A 17,331-nucleotide genomic window follows, 5' to 3' on the forward strand; every position below is an offset into this window, starting at 1 on the left:
GCGCAGGGTGCTGCACCGTGCCCGCAGCCGGGGGACGCGGACTGACGGGTGCCCGCCGTGCGATCGACGGCCGTCGCGTGACCGGCGTCGGTCGTCTGATCGGCCGCTGCCGGGCCGGCCGGTGGCCGCGCGAGGGGAAGGGGGGCCCTGGGGTGTCTGACTCGTTCGTGCACCTGCACAACCACACCGAGTACTCGATGCTCGACGGAGCGGCGCGGCTCAAGGAGCTGTTCGCCGAGACCGGTCGGTTGGGCATGCCGGCGTTGGCGATGACCGACCACGGCAACCTGTTCGGCGCGTACGACTTCTACAAGCAGGCCACCGCGGCCGGGGTGAAGCCGATCATCGGGGTGGAGGCGTACCTCACCCCGGGCACGGACCGGCGGGACCGGACCCGGGTCCGCTGGGCGGACGGCGGTGGGAACGACGTCTCCGGTGGTGGCGCGTACACCCACATGACCATGTGGGCGGCGGACGCCCCCGGCCTGCGCAACCTCTTCGCGATGCAGTCCCGGTCCGGCCTGGAGGGGTACTTCTACAAGCCGAGGGCCGACCGGGAGTTGCTGCACGAGTACGGCCGGGGGATCATCGCCACCACCGGCTGCCCCTCCGGCGAGGTGCAGACCTGGCTGCGGATTGGCAACTTCGACAAGGCCTGCGAGTCGGCGGCCGAGTTCCGGGACATCTTCGGGGCGGAGAATTTCTACCTCGAGGTGATGGACCACGGTCTGGACATCGAGAAGCAGGTCCGTGAGGACCTGATCCGGCTCGGCAAGCGGCTCAACCTGAAGCCGGTGGCCACCAACGACCTGCACTACACGTACGACAAGGACGCGGACGCGCACGAGGTGCTGCTCTGCGTCCAGTCCGGGTCGACGCTGGCCGACCCGAAGCGGTTCAAGTTCGACTCCCGGGGCTACTACCTCAAGTCGCCGGCCGAGATGCGCGCGCTCTGGGACGCCGAGATCCCGGGGGCCTGTGACAGCACGCTGGAGATCGCCGAGCGGATCGGCGACTACGCCGAGGTGTTCGCCTCCCGCAAGCTGATGCCGCAGTTCCCGATCCCCGCGGGGGAGACCGAGGAGTCGTGGCTGCGCAAGGAGGTCATGCGCGGGCTGGAGCGGCGTTTCCCGAACGGGGTGCCGGACGACCGCCGCCGGCAGGCCGAGTACGAGCTCGACGTCATCATCAAGATGGGCTTTCCCGGCTACTTCCTGGTCACCGCCGACCTCATCGCCTACGCCAAGCGGGAGGGGATCCGGGTCGGGCCGGGCCGTGGCTCGGCGGCAGGTGCGCTGATCGCGTACGCGCTCGGCATCACCGAACTCGACCCGATGCAGCACGGCCTGCTGTTCGAACGGTTCCTCAACCCCGACCGCGTCTCGATGCCCGACATCGACATGGACTTCGACGAGCGTCGGCGCGGCGAGATGATCCGCTACGCCACCGAGAAGTACGGCGAGGAACGGGTCGCGCAGATCATCACGTACGGCACGATCAAGGCGAAGGCGGCGATCAAGGACGCGGCCCGGGTGCTCGGCTACCCGTTCGCGATGGGTGACCGGATCACCAAGGCGATGCCGCCGGCGGTGATGGGCAAGGACATCCCGCTCGGCGGCATCTTCGACCCGGCCCACCCGCGCTACCAGGAGGCGGCGGAGTTCCGCCAGCTCTACGAGAGCGACGGCGAGGTCCGCAAGGTCGTCGACACCGCCAAGGGGCTGGAGGGGCTCAAGCGGCAGTGGGGCGTGCACGCGGCCGGCGTCATCCTGTCCCGGGATCCGCTGGTCGACGTGCTGCCGATCCACAAGCGGGAGCAGGACGGCGCGATCATCACCCAGTGGGACATGGGTGCCTGCGAGACCATCGGCCTGCTGAAGATGGACTTCCTCGGCCTGCGCAACCTGACCATCATGGACGACGCGCTGGAGGCGATCCGGGACAACCGGGGCGAGGAACTTGTCCTGGAGGACCTGCCACTCGACGACAAGGCGACGTACGCCCTGCTCGGGCGGGGTGACACCCTCGGCGTGTTCCAGTTCGACGGCGGGCCGATGCGGGCGCTGCTGCGGTCGATGGCGCCGGACAACTTCGAGGACATCTCCGCGGTCGGCGCGCTCTACCGGCCCGGTCCGATGGGCGCCAACGCGCACAACGAGTACGCCGACCGGAAGAACAACCGCAAGCCGGTGGTACCGATCCACCCGGAGCTCGCCGACCCGTTGAAGGAGATCCTGGGCGACACCTACGGGCTGATCGTCTACCAGGAGCAGGTCATGGCGATCGCGCAGAAGGTGGCCGGTTACTCGCTCGGCGCCGCGGACCTGCTCCGCCGGGCGATGGGCAAGAAGAAGAAGGAGATCCTCGACAAGGAGTTCAAGCCGTTCTCCGCCGGCATGCGGGAGAAGGGCTTCTCCGACGAGGCGATCAAGACGCTCTGGGACATCCTTGTCCCGTTCTCCGACTACGCGTTCAACAAGGCGCACAGCGCCGCGTACGGGGTGGTCTCGTACTGGACGGCGTACCTGAAGGCCAACTATCCGGCCGAGTACATGAGCGCGCTGCTGACCTCGGTCGGTGACGACAAGGACAAGTCGGCGGTCTACCTCGCCGAGTGCCGGCGGATGGGCATCAAGGTGCTGCCGCCGGACGTGAACGAGTCCAACGCCCGGTTCGCCGCCGTCGGCAAGGACATCCGGTTCGGCCTGGCCGCGGTCCGCAACGTCGGCGCCAACGTGGTCGAGTCGATCCGCCGGTCCCGCAAGGAGAAGGGCGCGTTCACCGACTTCTACGACTACCTGCGCAAGGTCGACGCGGTGGCCTGCAACAAGAAGACGATCGAATCGCTGATCAAGGCGGGGGCGTTCGACTCCCTCGGGCACACCCGCAAGGGGCTGCTGGCCGTACACACCGACGCGATCGACTCGTTCATCGCGCTCAAGCGCAACGAGGCGGTCGGCCAGTACGACCTCTTCGGTGACGCCTTCGGCGCCGGTGGGGGAGAGACGGCCGGCGGCGGCATGGTGGTGACGCCGCCGATCCCGGACGGCGAGTGGGACAAGACCGACCTGCTCACCTTCGAACGGGAGATGCTCGGCCTGTACGTCTCCGACCATCCGCTGTTCGGGGTCGAGCACGTGCTGGCCAACGCCGCCGACATGCCGCTCGCCGCGCTCGCCGAGGAGGGCAACGTCGCCGACGGCCAGGTGGTCAACCTGGCCGGCATCCTCTCCGGGGTGCAGCGCCGGATCACCAAGCAGGGCCGGGCCTGGGCCTCGGCCACCCTGGAGGACCTCGGCGGCGCGGTCGAGGTGCTCTTCTTCCCGAACACCTACGAACTGGTCGGCCAGTACATCGCCGAGGACGCGATCGTGGTGGTCAAGGGCCGGGTCGACCGGCGCGACGACCAGCCCCGGCTGATGGCGATGGACCTGTCGATGCCGGAGATCACCTCCGCCGACGAGGTCAAGCCGGTGGTCCTCGCGCTTCCCCCGTCCCGTTGCACGCCGCCGCTGGTGGAACGGCTCCGCGAGGTGCTGACCAGTCATCCCGGCTCGGCCGAGGTGCACGTCAAGCTGGTCAACGGCTCCCGGGCAACCCTGCTGCGGCTCAGCCCGATGCGGGTGTCGCCGACCACCGCCCTGATGGCCGACCTGAAGGCCCTGCTCGGCCCGAGCGCCGTCGCCGGCTGAGGTGTGAGGAAGGCCCCCTGTTATCGCTTTCGGTAGCGGAAGGGGCCCTTCCTAACACCCAGAGCGGCGGAGTTTCCCCGGACCGGGCCGTCGCCGGTCGGCGGTGCCTGAGAGGATCATCGGGTGAGTCCGGCTACCTCTCATCCCGGCGACCAGTCCGGCGAAGGCGACGACGGTCGCCCCGCCGCTCCGGCACCGTCCGCCCCACCGGCACCGCCCGCGGGCGGCGGTGCGGGGACGGGTACGGCACCATCCGGCGCCCCACCCGCCGGCGGACCGCCCCCGGACGCGCCGTCGACGGCGACTGAACCCGCCGGCGGACCGCCCCCGGACGCGCCCCTGACGGGGACTTCACCCGGCGGTGAAGGGTCGGATACGAGCACGTCCGGCGGCCCACCCGACGGCGGCGGTGCAGCCTACGGCGGCGGGCCGGCCGCGGCTTCGGCCGACGGTGCGGCACCGGTCATGGTCCCGGGTGCGGGGCGTTGGCCGACCGATCCGCCCCGGCGGCGGTGGCACACCACCGCCGTCAACCTCGGGGTGCTGCTGGTACTGGTCCTGCTGGGCCTGCCGTTCGGCCTGCTCTGGTCGGCGGTCTCGCCGGGGGTACCGGTGGTCCAGACGGAAAACGGTGCGATCCTGGCCGAGCCGTCGCCGGAGGGGTTCATCGCCGCCGACGGCTGGTTCACCCTGCTCGGCTTCGGGCTCGGCGTCCTGGTCACGATCGCTGTCTGGGTGCTGCTGCGCCGGTACCGGGGACCGCTCGGCATGCTGGTGGTGGTGCTCGGCATGCTCGGTGCCGCCCTCGTCGCCTGGCAGCTGGGGCGGCACATCGGGCTGGCCGGATACGAGCGGATGCTGGACACCGCGCCGGCCGGTACGAACTTCACCAAGCCCCCGGACCTGCAGGCCGGACAGTTCTACGAGGCGTTGGGCTTCATTCCGGCGATCCAGGACCTGCTGGTCCCGGCGTTCAGCGCGGTGGTGGTCTACACCCTGTTGGCCGGTTGGTCGCGGTATCCGGGCCTGCGGCCCGAGGACGAGCCGCGGCCGTGGACGTCGGACGGCGCGCCCGTGCCGGTCAGTTCGGGCTCAGCGGTACCGCCAACTCCGCCAGCGGCACCGGCACCGCCCGGACCTGACGAAGCAGAGCCGCCTCGCGGTTGAGCAGACGCAGCTCGGCGCGGAGCCGCCCGGCGGTGTCCGGGGTCGCCAGCAACCGCTGCCGGTCGCTCAGGGTCAGCGCGGCGGTGGCCGCCACCAGGTGGGACAGCACCGTCGGGTCGTCCGGCAGCTGTTCGGCGATCTCCTCCGGGTCGTCCCGGACCAGGGTGAGGTACTGCCGGAAGACCGCGAGGACCCGGGGAGCGAGCTGGTCGGCGGCCTGCTCCTGACCGGCCGGCTCGGGCAGCCAGTCGACCTCGGCGGTCAGGTACGGCGTGCTCTCCTGCGCGACGTCGTTGATCCGGAACCGGCGCCGCCCCACCGTGACCACGTCGAGCCGGCCGTCCGGCAGCTCGGTCACCTGGCGGAGTTCGGCCGTACACCCGATCTCGTGCAGCGCGACCAGCGATGCCTGCCCGCCCGGCTCGGCGACCGACCGCTCCGACGGCGACCGCTCGTCGGGCTCGACCGGGCCGGCGACGCCGGAGCCGCCGGTGCCCGCGCCCGGACCACCGGCGACCGGTGCCGGGCCGCCGCTGCGGATGGCGACCACACCGAACTCCCGGGGCGTGCCCTCCGGAAGGTCGGCCAGGTGCCGGATCATCGCGAGATAGCGCTGCTCGAATATGTGCAGCGGCAGCACCAGGCCGGGAAAGAGCACCGTCTCGAGCGGAAACACCGGTAGCCGTGCACCCACCGGACGAGCCTAACCGGTTCCGGCCGACCTCGACCGTACGTGGTTCGGCTGAGCCGCTCCCGGCTTCGGCTGACCACACCGCCGGCCGAACGGTGGGGGTACGTGGTCCGGGTCACCGTCCCGCCCGCTGGACGGAGCCGCTCCGCCGGCCGGCGTGCCGAATAGACTGCCAAGGGTGTTGAACCGGATCGACCTGCGCGGCGGTTGGCGTGACCCGCGTGCCCTGCTGCCCCGTGCCCAGCTTGACGTCTCCGTCGCGGTGGAGAAGATGCGCCCGCTCGTCGAGGCGGTCCGCGAGCATGGGTTCACCGCGATCCGGGACGCCACACATCGGTTCGACGGCCTGCTGCTGGACCAGCTGCGGGTGCCGGCCGAGGCGATCGCCGAGGCCGAGTCGACCCTGGAACCCGACGTCCGGGCCGCGCTGCTCGAGACCATCAACCGCGCCCGCCGGGTGCACGCCGACCAGCGGCGGGCCGACGTGACCACCGAGGTCGTCCCGGGCGGGATCGTGACCGAGCGCTGGGTCCCGGTCGACCGGGTCGGCCTCTACGTCCCGGGCGGCCTGGCCATGTACCCGTCGACCGTGGTGATGAACGTGGTGCCGGCCCAGACGGCCGGGGTCCGGTCGCTGGTGGTGGTGAGCCCGCCGCAGCCGGAGAACAACGGCCTGCCCGACGCCCGGGTGCTGGCCGCGTGCGCGCTGCTCGGCGTCGAGGAGGTCTACGCGGTCGGCGGCGCCCACGCGGTGGCGATGCTCGCCTACGGTGCGGCGACCGACGCCGACGGCACCGGACACTGCGATCCGGTCGACATGATCACCGGCCCGGGCAACATCTGGGTCACCGCCGCCAAGCGGCTGCTGCGCGGCGTGGTCGGGATCGACGCCGAGGCCGGTCCGACCGAGATCGCCGTACTGGCCGACGACACGGCCGACCCGGTGCACGTCGCCGCCGACCTGATCAGCCAGGCCGAGCACGACCCGCTGGCGGCGAGCGTGCTGGTCACCCCGTCGGTCGAACTTGCCGACGCGGTCGACCGGGAACTGGCCCGGCAGGTTCCGCAGACCAAGCACACCCACCGGATCAACACCGCGCTCACCGGCCCGCAGAGCGGCGTGGTGCTGGTCGACGATCTGGCGGCCGGGCTGCGGGTGGTCGACCTCTACGCCGCCGAGCACCTGGAGATCCAGACCCGGGACGCCCGCGAGTGGGCGATGCGGGTACGCAACGCCGGGGCGATCTTCGTCGGGCCGTACGCGCCGGTGTCCCTCGGGGACTACTGCGCCGGTTCCAACCACGTGCTGCCCACCGGCGGCTGTGCCCGGCACTCCTCGGGCCTGTCGGTGCAGTCGTTCCTGCGCGGCATCCACATCGTGGAGTACACCGAGGCGGCGTTGCGGGACACCGCCCGGCACGTGGTGACCCTGGCCGGGGTGGAGGACCTGCCCGCGCACGGCCAGGCGGTGCAGGTCCGGTTCGCCGACGCCGACCCGTCCCGACCCTCGGCGGACGTCGAGGGAGCACCCGCGTGACCTCCCTCGACGATCTGCCCATCCGCGACGACCTGCGGGGGCGCAGCCCGTACGGCGCGCCGCAGCTGGACGTGCCGGTGCGGCTGAACACCAACGAGAACTCGTACCCGCTCCCCGAGCCGGTGGTGGAGGCGATCAGCAAGGCGGTCGCGGCCGAGCTGCGCGACCTCAACCGCTACCCGGACCGGGACGCCGTGGCGCTCCGCGCCGACCTGGCCGACTACCTCGGTCACGGGCTGGGCGTCGGCGACGTCTGGGCGGCGAACGGCTCCAACGAGGTCCAGCAGCAACTGCTGCAGGTCTTCGGTGGTCCGGGGCGGACCGCGCTCGGTTTCACCCCGGCGTACTCGATGCATCCGCTGCTCGCCACCGCCACCGGCACCGCCTGGCGGGACGGCCGCCGGGACGCCGACTTCGGGCTGACCGTCGCGCACGCCGTGGCGCAGGTCCGGGAGCACCGACCCGACGTGGTCTTCCTCTGTTCGCCGAACAACCCGACCGGGACGGCGCTGGACCCGGCGGTGCTCGACGCGGTGCTGGCCGAGGCCCCCGGCATGGTGGTGGTGGACGAGGCGTACGCCGAGTTCGCCCGTCCCGGCACGCCGACCGCGCTCGCCCTGCTGCCCGGCCACCCCCGGCTGGTGGTGACCCGGACCATGAGCAAGGCGTTCGGTTTCGCCGGCGGCCGGCTCGGTTACCTCGCCGCCGACCCGGCGGTGGTGGACGCGGTGCAGTTGGTCCGGCTGCCGTACCACCTGTCGGCGCTCACCCAGGCCGCCGCCCGGGCGGCGCTGGCCCACCGCGAGACCCTGCTCGGCACGGTGCGGGCGATCAAGGAGCAGCGGGACCGGATCGTGTCCGGCCTGCGGGCCCGGGGCCGGACGGTGGCCGACAGTGACGCCAACTTCGTGCTCTTCGAGGTCGGCGCCGACCAGCGGGCCGTCTGGCGGGTGCTGCTCGACCACGGCGTGCTGGTCCGTGACGTCGGACTGGCCGGCTGGCTGCGGGTCACCGCCGGCACGCCGGAGGAGACCGACGCGTTCTTTGCCGCCGTGGACGCCTGGACCGCGGGCGTGGCCGGCGCCGACCCCACCAGCACTGTCGACAGCGCGGTTCCCGGTGCCGCCGGTCCCGGGTGACGCCGAGCCGGCCCGTCCTGTCATGCTGACACCGCAGTCGCGAACGAAAGGTCCTACCGTGAGCAGAACCGCCCGGGTCGAGCGGACCACGGCCGAGACCAAGGTCCTCGTCGAGCTGGACCTCGACGGCACCGGCAAGGCCGAGATCAACACGGGGGTCGGCTTCTACGACCACATGCTGAACCAGATCGCCCGGCACGGCGGTTTCGACCTCACCGTGCAGACCGTCGGTGATCTGGAGATCGACGCCCACCACACCGTCGAGGACACCGCGCTCGCCCTGGGTACCGCGTTCGACCAGGCACTCGGCGACAAGGCGGGCATCCGGCGGTACGGTTCGGCGACCATCCCGATGGACGAGGTGCTGGTACGGGCCGCGGTCGACCTCTCCGGCCGGCCGTACGTGGTGCACGACGAGCCGGCGCTGGCCCCGTACATCGGGCCGGTCTACCCGACCAGCATGACCCGGCACATCTGGGAGTCGTTCGGCCAGTCGGCCCGGCTCACCCTGCACGTGTCGGTCCTGCGGGCGGCCCGGCCGGGCGGTCACCCGGACGCGCACCACGTGGTGGAGGCGCAGTTCAAAGCGGTCTCGCGGGCGTTGCGCGAGGCGGTGTCGATCGACGTACGCGCCGGTGGCGCGATTCCCAGCACCAAGGGGCTGCTCTGATGAACGCCGTGCTGCCGGTGCTGTTGTTCGCCCTTGGTGGGGTGCTGATCGGCGGGGCGTGGTCGATGCACCGCCAGGGTGCGTCCCGGGGGGCCCTCTGGCTGGTCGGCACGCTCGCCGTCCTCGCCACCGCCGGCGGGGTGCTGTGGTTGATCCCCGGGGACACCTGATGGCCGTGCCGAACGTCGTGGTGCTGGACTACGGTTCCGGCAACCTGCGTTCCGCGCAGCGGGCCGTGGCCCGGGCCGGCGCCGAGGTCACCGTCACCGCCGACCTGGCTGCCGCCGCGTCGGCGGACGGCCTGGTGGTGCCCGGGGTGGGCGCCTTCGCCGCATGCATGGCCGGGATCGAGGCGCTGCGGGCCGGCCCGGTGATCGCCGAGCGGGTCGCGGCGGGCCGGCCGGTGCTGGGCATCTGCGTCGGCATGCAGATCCTCTTCGAGTACGGCGAGGAGCACGGCGTGGTCACCAAGGGGCTCGGCCTGCTGCCCGGTGGGGTGACCCGGCTCGCCGCCCGACGGGTGCCACACATGGGCTGGAACACGGTCCGGACGCCGACCGGTTCGACCCTCTTCGCCGGTCTGCCGACGGACGCGCGCTTCTACTTCGTGCACTCCTACGCCGCGACCGACCTGCCCGCGTTGACCGGCGTCGAGGCACTGGTGACGACGGCGGAGCACGAGACCCCGTTCGTGGCTGCGGTGGAGCGGGGCCCGCTGTCGGCGGCCCAGTTCCACCCGGAGAAGTCCGCCGACACCGGCCGGGTGCTGCTGACCAACTGGCTGGCCACGCTGTGAGCCGGGAACGGGCCCGGCGCCGGGCCGCCCGGGTCGCCGAGGTCGAGCGGGCCCGGGCGAAACGGGCCCGGGTGGTGGCCCGACGCCAGCGCCGCCGGGCGCTGCTGCGCCGACTCACCCCGCGACTTCCGAACCGGCGTACGGGTCGGCTGTACGCCCGACGGAGCCGGGGCGAACGCGCCGGGGTGGTTGTCCTCGCCCTGGTCGCGCTGGGCGCCATCTGGCTGTTCGTCGACGACCTCGCGCTGCGGCTCGGTCTGATCATCCTGTTGGTGCTGGCCCTGCCGGCCATCGTGGTGATCGCGCTGGGCCGGCGCACCTGACCACCGGCCGGGTCCGGCCACCGTTCCATCCGAGGAGAGGAGATCACCGTGAGCCTCACCCTGCTTCCCGCCGTCGACGTGGCGGACGGTCAGGCGGTGCGCCTGGTTCAGGGCGCCGCGGGCAGTGAGACCAGCTACGGCGACCCGTTGGAGGCCGCGCTGGCCTGGCAGCGGGACGGTGCCGCCTGGATCCATCTGGTCGACCTCGACGCGGCCTTCGGACGGGGGTCGAACGCGGAACTGCTCGCCGACGTGGTCGGCCGACTCGACGTACAGGTGGAACTCTCCGGCGGGATCCGGGACGACGAGTCGCTGCGGGCGGCGTTGGCGACCGGGGCGGCCCGGGTCAACATCGGCACCGCCGCGTTGGAGGACCCGCAGTGGTGCGACCGGGTCGCCGCGGAGTACGGCGACCGGGTGGCGATCGGGCTGGACGTGCGGGGACGTACCCTCGCCGCCCGGGGCTGGACCCGGGACGGCGGTGACCTCTTCGAGGTGCTGGAGCGGTTGGACAAGGCCGGGGCGGCCCGGTACGTGGTCACCGACATCACCAAGGACGGCATGATGCGCGGCCCCAACCTCGACCTGCTCCGCGAGGTCTGTGCCCGTACCTCCGCCCCGGTGATCGCCTCGGGTGGCGTCTCCACCCTCGACGACCTGCGGGCACTGGCCACCCTGGAGTCGATCGGGGTGGAGGGCGTGATCGCCGGGAAGGCGCTCTACGCGGGGGCGTTCACCGTCGCCGAGGCACTAGCCGTGCTGGCCGAGTCGTGACCGCCGGAGAGCCGGGCAGGGCCGGCGCATGACCGTCGCGGTGCGGGTCATTCCCTGCCTGGACGTGGACGCCGGCCGGGTGGTCAAGGGCGTCAACTTCGTCGACCTGCGGGACGCCGGGGATCCGGTCGAGCTGGCTGCGGCGTACGACGAGGCCGGCGCCGACGAGTTGACCTTCCTCGACGTCACCGCCTCCTCCGACGACCGGGGCACCATGCTCGACGTGGTACGCCGGACCGCCGAGTCGGTCTTCATCCCGCTCACCGTCGGCGGGGGAGTACGCCAGGTCGCCGACGTGGACCGGCTGCTGCGGGCCGGCGCCGACAAGGTGGGGGTGAACACGGCCGCGATCGCCCGGCCCGGCCTGATCGCCGAGATCGCCGAGCGTTTCGGCCGGCAGGTCCTGGTGCTGTCGTTGGACGTCCGGCGCTGCCCGGCCGGGGTGACCACCGACAGCGGCTTCGAGGTGACCACGCACGGGGGGCGGCGGGGTACCGGTCTCGACGCGGTCGGCTGGGCCGCCCGGGCGGCGGAGTTGGGCGCCGGGGAGATCCTGCTCAACTCGATGGACGCCGACGGGACGAAGGCCGGGTTCGACCTGGCGCTGATCGAGGCGGTGCGACGGGTGGTCGACGTACCGGTGGTGGCCAGTGGCGGCGCGGGTGCGGTGGCGCACTTTCCGCCGGCGGTCGCGGCCGGCGCCGACGCGGTGCTGGCGGCCAGCGTCTTCCACTTCGGCGAGCTGCGCGTCGGCGAGGTCAAGGACGCCCTGCGGCAGGCCGGTCACCCGGTCCGCTGAGCCGCTGCCCCGCCGCAGAGATGGCGACTGCCCGCCCCGGTCACGGCCCGGCCCACTTCTCGACGTCACACCGACGGGCGGACCAGCCCGTACTCGTACGCCAGCACGACGGCCTGCACCCGGTCCCGTGCCTTCAGCTTGACGAAGACGCGGGCCAGGTGGGTTTTGACCGTGGTCTCGGCCAGGAACAGTCGGGCGCCGATCTCGGCGTTGGTCGCCCCGGTCGCCAGCTCTCGGAGTACGTCGAGTTCGCGGGGGGTGAGCCCGCGTAACGGCTCCGGCACCCCACCGCCCGGCGGGGGGCTCTGCACGAAGGATTCGATCAGGCGTCGGGTTATCCGCGGGGAGAGCATCGAGTCCCCGGACATCGCGTTGCGTACGGCGGAGACCAGGTCTTCGGGGGAAATGTCCTTGAGGAGGAATCCGGTGGCCCCGGCGCGCAGCGCGGCGTAGACGTATTCGTCGGCGTCGAAGGTGGTGAGCACGACGACCCGGGGCGGCGCCTCGACGGTCAGCAACTCCCTGGTGGCCGCCAGCCCGTCCTTGCGGGGCATCCGGATGTCCATCAGCACCAGGTCGGGCCGCAACGTGCGGGCCAGCCGTACAGCCTCGACACCGTCGCCGGCCTCGCCCACCACCCGCACGTCCGGCTGCTTCTGCAGGATGGAGTGGAAGCCGGCGCGGACCAGCGCCTGGTCGTCGACCAGCAGGATCCGGATCATTGCGACCGCTCTGCGGGGAATTCGGCGTGGACGACAAAACCGCGGCCCCGGTGCTCCGTCCGTAGCTGGCCGCCGTACATGGTGACCCGTTCGCGCATGCCGATCAGTCCATGGCCACCGGGGACGCCGACCCCCGGGGCACCGCCGTCACTCGGCCCGGCGTCGGACACCTCGACCTCCAGCTGCGGATCGGCGGTCACCCGTACGTTGACGGTGGTGGGGCCGGCGTGCCGTAGGGCGTTGGTCAGCGCCTCCTGCACGATCCGGTAGACCGCCAGTTCCCGTCCGGGATCGGACTCGACCCGCTCGGGCAGGTGCAACTCCACCGTGAGTCCCGCCGCGCGCATCGACGTCACCAGTGCCGGCAGGTCCGCCAGCCTGGGTGAGGGTTCCCCGGTCGACGTGGCGTCGTCGCCGGCCCGGAGCAGGCTGACCGTCCGGCGCAACTCGCCGAGAACCTGCCGTCCGGTGGCCTCCACCGTCAACAGCGCCGTCCGTGCCCCGTCGACATCGTCGTCGAGCTCCAGCCGCGCCGCACCGGTCTGTACGACCATCACGCTCACGCCGTGTGCGACGACGTCGTGCATCTCCCGCGCGATCCGGGTCCGTTCCTCCAGTACCACCTGGCGGCTGCGCAACTCCTGCTGCTCGGCGAGTTGGCGCAGTGCCTCCTTGAGTTCGCGGCGCTGCCGGACGAGCCGGTTGATCCCGTGTCCGGCGGACCAGGCCGCCGAGAGCACCACGAGCGCGAAGACGATGTCCTCCCACCCCCGGAACTCGGGCATGTGGATCGGGTACAGCGCGAAGGTGACCACCGGGAACAGCAGCACCAGGGGTGAGCGGCGCGAGCTGCCCCAGCGTGCGGCCGAGTAGACCCCGACGGCCATCGGCAGCAGCGTGCCCCAGAAGGTGACGGCGTGGGCGCCGAAGAGGCTCACGAGGGAGTGCGCGCCGAACACGACGACCGTGACCGCGAACGGCCAGACCCGCCGCCACGCGAGGGGAACCGTTGTCAGCAGGGCGAGGACCACGTTCAGCCCCATCGGCCCGCCGACGTAGCCGTCGTTGTTCGGGATGAACAGCTGTGCGAACGCGACCACGGTGGCCAGTGCGGTGAGTAGCCAGTCGAACGCCCACTGACGACGCGTCAGCGAACTCCACATGCGCGGCACTGTACTGGATCTTGATGTTGGCGGTCCCGGGGTCCTCCTCGCGGAGGACCCTGAAGGTCCGTCGTGAGGGATGCCCCGGTGATCAACGGCGGCCTAGCGTGGCCGCATCGTTTCGAACGACCGGAGCAAACCAGTGAAGAAACTGTTCAAGCCCCTGCCGCGGTTCGACCCCACGGCGGACAGGAGCCAGGTACCCTCGCCCCGCACCACCGCGGTGGCAATACTCGGATCGGCGCTGTGTCTGCTGGTCGCCGAGGTGTTCGTCGGCGACCTGGACGCGGCCGACGACGTGGTGGCGATCGCCGAGGGCAGCGGCCGGCTCACGGCCGGCGGCCTGACGCACCTCGTCGCCGCGGCCCTGCTCGGGCTCGCGGTCGCCGGACTGGGACCCGTCGTGCGCGGCAGCGTCGTCGGACGCGTCGGTTGGGCCCTGCTGTGGGGAGCCGTTCCCTGCGCCGGGGCGTTCGCGATGTTCCACCTGATCCTGGTCGAGACCGGGGCTGCCGGGCTCGACCGGTCCGCGATGCAGGAGTTCGTCGTCGCACGCTTCCAGGGAGCCGGTGTGTGGGCCCTACCGGTGGGCTATTTCGTGTTCCTCGGGCTGAGCGCCCGGCTGCTGGTGACGATCGGACTGGTCCGCCGAGGGGTGGCCTCGGCCTGGGCGCCCGCCCTGTTCGCGGTGGGTCTCGTGCTGGAGGTCCTGCTCGCCGATAACGGCACGGTGGAGATCGCGAGCCACGGCCTGATGGCCGTGGGCAGCGCCGTGGCGGCGTACGGCCTGTGGCGGGTCGGTGGTGGTGGGGGTGCCGCGCAGCCACCGGCGCCGGAGCCTGCCGGTCAGGCGGCACTGTCCGGTCAAACGGCACTGTCCAGCTGAACGCCGTCCGAAACGGACGGACCACGCCCCGACGAGTTTCTGGGGGCCGAAGCACGATGGCGCGACAAGGAGAAGTATCAGAGTGAACGTGAGAAGACGACTGGTAAGGGTCGTTACGGCGCTGGTCATGGCGGCCGGCTTCGTCGGCGTGGCGGCGGGCCCGGCGGCCGCCCAGCCGTACTGTGACCAACCCGACCCCCCACCGATCTGCGAAGGCGAGGAGGACCCCGGCCCGCCCTACGGCACCCCGAGCGTGTCGCTGCGGGAGGTCGTCCGTCAACCGGGCGGGCTGCGGGTTTCCGGGACCGCGAGCGATCCGAACGTGGCGACGGGGATCCAGGTCAAGATCGCGGTGGGCTCCACGATCGTGGCCACCCTGACGACCAGTGCGACGACGTCCGCGTTCTCCGGCATCGTGCCGGCCGCGCCGGGCAGCCAGGTGTGTGCGATGGCGGTGAACCAGGGTGCGGGGGAGAACGCCTACTCCTGCCGCAGCTTCACCCCGCAGTTCAACCCGTTCGGCGTCCTCGAGAATGTTTCGTCCGGCATCTCCGGCTTGACGCTGAAGGGTTGGGCCGTCGATCCGGACACCGCCGACCCGGTCAAGGTGGAGGTGTACCTGGATGGCCGGTGGATCAGGAGCGACACCGCGTCCCAGAGCCGGCCGGACGTCGCGACCGTGTACCCCGGGTACGGGGACGACCACGGCTTCCAGGTGACCGTGCCGGCCACGCCGGGCTCGCACCAGGTCTGTGTGCGGGCCGTCAACGTGGGCCTGGGCGCCACCACCGAGATCGGCTGCCGGAGCGCGGTCCAGGGTTCGCCGCCGGCCAGGCCGTCCCTCGTGCTCACGCCCGCCCCGACCGGGACGTCGGTGGCCATCCGGGTGATTCCCAGCGGCACGCTCGCGACGAGCTTCACGATCCAACTCAGGGGTCGCGCCCTGACGTATCCGCCGAACACCTGGTTGTGGACCACGGTCTACAGCCGGGCTGCCTCCGGGGCCACCGAGTTCACCTGGACCGCGTCGGGTCTGACCCCGGCTACCCAGTACTGCTGGCGGGTGCTGGCCAGCAACGCGTACGGGTCGTCGTACGCTTCCGCGTGTACCACCACGCCGATGGCGTCGACGGACCCACTGCCGAGGCCGACGGGCCTCATGGTGACGGCGTTGACCGCGAACTCGATCACGCTGAGCTGGACGGACAACGCCGTGAACGAGCAGTACTACCGGATCGACCGGGCCGGCGCGGAGACCATAACCGTGCCCGGGACACCGACCACGGGGTGGATGACCCAGACGATCACCGGTCTCCAGCCGGGCACCCGGTACTGCTTCGACATCGGCGCCTGGAAGGACGGCCAGGACTACGACCCGGTCCGGGACTTCTGCGGCAGTACCGCGAGCGTCTGACCTCCGCACCGCCGCCCGGGCAGATCCGGGTCGCCGCGGTCGAGGAACACGTGCTCGGGGGGTGAGGCACGGCCGGGAGACGTACCCATCGGGGCGCTCCCGGCCGTGCCGATCGCCGGTCCGGTCGACGTGGTCCGGCACGTTCCCCGGTCGCCCGGTCGTCCGGTCGCCCGGTCGCTACTAGGTACCGTTCTCGGGCGAGCGGCGGGGTGTCGGCAGGGTGAAGCGGGCCGCGTACTCCTGCACCGCCGCCGCGTGCTCGTCCTCCTCGAGGATCCAGTCGTGGTCGCCCGGGGCGTGCCGACGGGTCAGCACCCCGTGCACGGTCTCCACCGCGGTGCCGACCCCGCCGTGCGGCCTGGTCCGCCACAGGCGCTCACCGGCCGAGGTGACCCGGAACCAGCCGTCCGAGACGGTGACCAGGTCCGCACCGACCAGCCGCCGCACCGCGGCCTCGATCTCGTGTCGGGCCGGGATGGCCCGGTTGAGGTGTTCGGCGGTGGAGAGCACGTCGGCGAGACGGACACCCTCCGGTCGTCGGGTGGTGCTTGAGCGCCGGTGTCGGCCGGCACCGCCCGCGATGACCAGCGAGACGAAAATCCAGGCGTCGGACCACCGCCATCCGTCATCCCCCATGGGAGAGATGATGCCGTGTCGTGCCGGTCGACGGGAAGGTCATCAGTCGTTCATTCTTCTCCGGTCAGTCCGATTCATTGTCCATTGGGGACGATCTGTGCCGGCTCGGTGGCGCCGGGTCGCCGGGTCGGGCCCGCGCCGCCGGGTCGCATGTTCAGGTCGCCGCCTCGCGGGAAACGTCCGTGGTCGGCACGTCGCGGGCGATCCGCGTGGTCGCCGCCTGGCGGGCGGTTCCGGTGATCGGACCGTGCCGGCCCGGCTCCGTGGGCGGCACGGTGAACATCGGGATGAACAGGTGCACCAGTGGCCCGATGCTGAGCGCGTACACCACGGTGCCGATCCCGACCGTGCCGTCGAGCAGCCAGCCGACGGCCAGCACGGTCACCTCGATCACCGTACGGACCATGCGGATCGAGTGTCGCGGATGACGGGCCACGAAACCGGTCATCAGGCCGTCGCGGGGCCCGGGGCCGAAGCGGGCGCCGATGTAGAGACCGGTCGCCACGCCGTTGAGTACGACGCCGGCGACCAGGAAACCGATCCGGGTGGGGAACGGTGTGACGGTCGGCAGTACCGCCAGGGCCAGATCGGCCGCCACGCCGACGACCACCACGTTGCTGACCGTGCCGAACCCCGGACGTTGGCGCAGCGGGATCCAGAGCAGCAGGACCAACGCCCCGACGACGATCGTGACGGTGCCGATGGAGGCGCCGGTGAGTCGGGAGAGCCCCTGGTGGAAGACGTCCCAGGGATCCAGGCCGAGGGTCGACTCGATCATCAGTCCGATGCTCAGGCCGTACAGCGCCAGACCGGCGTAGAGCTGCAGCAGTCGCCGGGCCAGCCGGTCCGGTCGGTTGCCAATCGTTGTCATGCATGCCACTCTGAGGGCCAATCCGGGAGGTCTGAAGGTCCAATCGAGGAG

At 71.7% G+C, this 17,331-nt stretch carries 17 protein-coding genes; 12 read left to right on the forward strand and 5 right to left on the reverse strand.

The genetic code is table 11. The features are described from left to right. Positions 1-152 precede the first annotated feature (152 nt). Both dnaE and V1633_RS19495 read left to right on the forward strand, forming a co-directional pair. Positions 153-3,692: a DNA polymerase III subunit alpha gene (gene dnaE / locus V1633_RS19490; RefSeq protein WP_331215778.1), complete on the forward strand. Its 3,540-nt coding sequence runs from the start codon at positions 153-155 to the stop codon at positions 3,690-3,692. Positions 3,693-4,157: 465 nt separating this feature from the next. Beyond that, positions 4,158-4,859, forward strand: coding sequence for a DUF2567 domain-containing protein (locus V1633_RS19495; protein WP_331215779.1), 702 nt, complete (start codon positions 4,158-4,160; stop codon positions 4,857-4,859). Here V1633_RS19495 and V1633_RS19500 read toward each other — a convergent pair. After that, the gene (locus V1633_RS19500; protein WP_331215780.1) at positions 4,774-5,553 is read right to left on the reverse strand and encodes an LON peptidase substrate-binding domain-containing protein; all 780 of its coding nucleotides are present in this window, start codon (positions 5,551-5,553) and stop codon (positions 4,774-4,776) included. The genes V1633_RS19495 and V1633_RS19500 overlap by 86 nt on opposite strands. 175 nt (positions 5,554-5,728) lie before the next feature. Here V1633_RS19500 and hisD point away from each other — a divergent pair, with 175 nt between their 5' ends. The 8 genes from hisD to hisF are packed head-to-tail and all read left to right on the forward strand — an operon-like array spanning position 5,729 to position 11,588. Then, positions 5,729-7,087 (forward strand): histidinol dehydrogenase, encoded by a 1,359-nt coding sequence (hisD, locus tag V1633_RS19505; protein ID WP_331215781.1) that lies wholly within the window; start codon positions 5,729-5,731, stop codon positions 7,085-7,087. Next, positions 7,084-8,226, forward strand: a complete 1,143-nt coding sequence (locus tag V1633_RS19510) for a histidinol-phosphate transaminase (protein ID WP_331215782.1) — start codon at positions 7,084-7,086, stop codon at positions 8,224-8,226. The genes hisD and V1633_RS19510 overlap by 4 nt, the downstream gene beginning before the upstream one ends. Before the next feature lie 58 nt (positions 8,227-8,284). Beyond that, positions 8,285-8,896: an imidazoleglycerol-phosphate dehydratase HisB gene (gene hisB / locus V1633_RS19515; RefSeq protein WP_331215783.1), complete on the forward strand. Its 612-nt coding sequence runs from the start codon at positions 8,285-8,287 to the stop codon at positions 8,894-8,896. Beyond that, complete coding sequence (locus tag V1633_RS19520; protein ID WP_331215784.1) at positions 8,896-9,066, forward strand: hypothetical protein; 171 nt, start codon at positions 8,896-8,898, stop codon at positions 9,064-9,066. Before hisB ends, V1633_RS19520 begins: the two co-directional genes overlap by 1 nt. Positions 9,067-9,071: 5 nt before the next feature. After that, the gene (gene hisH, locus V1633_RS19525; RefSeq protein ID WP_331215917.1) at positions 9,072-9,692 is read left to right on the forward strand and encodes an imidazole glycerol phosphate synthase subunit HisH; all 621 of its coding nucleotides are present in this window, start codon (positions 9,072-9,074) and stop codon (positions 9,690-9,692) included. After that, positions 9,689-10,015 (forward strand): hypothetical protein, encoded by a 327-nt coding sequence (locus tag V1633_RS19530; protein WP_331215785.1) that lies wholly within the window; start codon positions 9,689-9,691, stop codon positions 10,013-10,015. Before hisH ends, V1633_RS19530 begins: the two co-directional genes overlap by 4 nt. Before the next feature lie 48 nt (positions 10,016-10,063). Next, positions 10,064-10,789: a bifunctional 1-(5-phosphoribosyl)-5-((5-phosphoribosylamino)methylideneamino)imidazole-4-carboxamide isomerase/phosphoribosylanthranilate isomerase PriA gene (priA, locus tag V1633_RS19535; RefSeq protein ID WP_331215786.1), complete on the forward strand. Its 726-nt coding sequence runs from the start codon at positions 10,064-10,066 to the stop codon at positions 10,787-10,789. A gap of 28 nt (positions 10,790-10,817) precedes the next feature. Then, complete coding sequence (gene hisF, locus V1633_RS19540; RefSeq protein ID WP_331215787.1) at positions 10,818-11,588, forward strand: imidazole glycerol phosphate synthase subunit HisF; 771 nt, start codon at positions 10,818-10,820, stop codon at positions 11,586-11,588. Between the two features lie 65 nt (positions 11,589-11,653). Here hisF and V1633_RS19545 read toward each other — a convergent pair whose 3' ends face one another. Further along, on the reverse strand, positions 11,654-12,310 hold the full coding sequence (locus tag V1633_RS19545; protein WP_331215788.1) for a response regulator transcription factor: 657 nt from the start codon (positions 12,308-12,310) through the stop codon (positions 11,654-11,656). Then, positions 12,307-13,473, reverse strand: coding sequence for a sensor histidine kinase (locus V1633_RS19550; protein WP_331215789.1), 1,167 nt, complete (start codon positions 13,471-13,473; stop codon positions 12,307-12,309). The genes V1633_RS19545 and V1633_RS19550 overlap by 4 nt, the downstream gene beginning before the upstream one ends. Positions 13,474-13,615: 142 nt before the next feature. On the opposite strand from V1633_RS19550, the gene V1633_RS19555 reads away from it, so the two are divergent. Together V1633_RS19555 and V1633_RS19560 are read left to right on the forward strand one after the other, a co-directional pair. Continuing rightward, a complete protein-coding gene (locus V1633_RS19555) occupies positions 13,616-14,359 on the forward strand; it encodes a hypothetical protein (RefSeq protein WP_331215790.1) in 744 nt (247 codons plus the stop codon). Between the two features lie 88 nt (positions 14,360-14,447). Further along, the gene (locus V1633_RS19560) at positions 14,448-15,773 is read left to right on the forward strand and encodes a fibronectin type III domain-containing protein (protein WP_331215791.1); all 1,326 of its coding nucleotides are present in this window, start codon (positions 14,448-14,450) and stop codon (positions 15,771-15,773) included. A 180-nt stretch (positions 15,774-15,953) separates the two neighbouring features. Here the strand turns inward: V1633_RS19560 and V1633_RS19565 are convergent, their stop codons facing one another. Then, positions 15,954-16,409, reverse strand: a complete 456-nt coding sequence (locus V1633_RS19565) for a hypothetical protein (protein WP_331215792.1) — start codon at positions 16,407-16,409, stop codon at positions 15,954-15,956. A 154-nt stretch (positions 16,410-16,563) separates the two neighbouring features. Continuing rightward, positions 16,564-17,280 carry a membrane protein YczE gene (yczE, locus tag V1633_RS19570; RefSeq protein WP_331215793.1) on the reverse strand — a complete coding sequence of 239 codons (717 nt, stop codon included), beginning with the start codon at positions 17,278-17,280 and terminating at the stop codon, positions 16,564-16,566. Positions 17,281-17,331 lie beyond the last annotated feature (51 nt).

Origin of the sequence: Plantactinospora sonchi (assembly GCF_036422035.1) — a bacterium.
Lineage (GTDB): Bacteria > Actinomycetota > Actinomycetes > Mycobacteriales > Micromonosporaceae > Plantactinospora > Plantactinospora sonchi.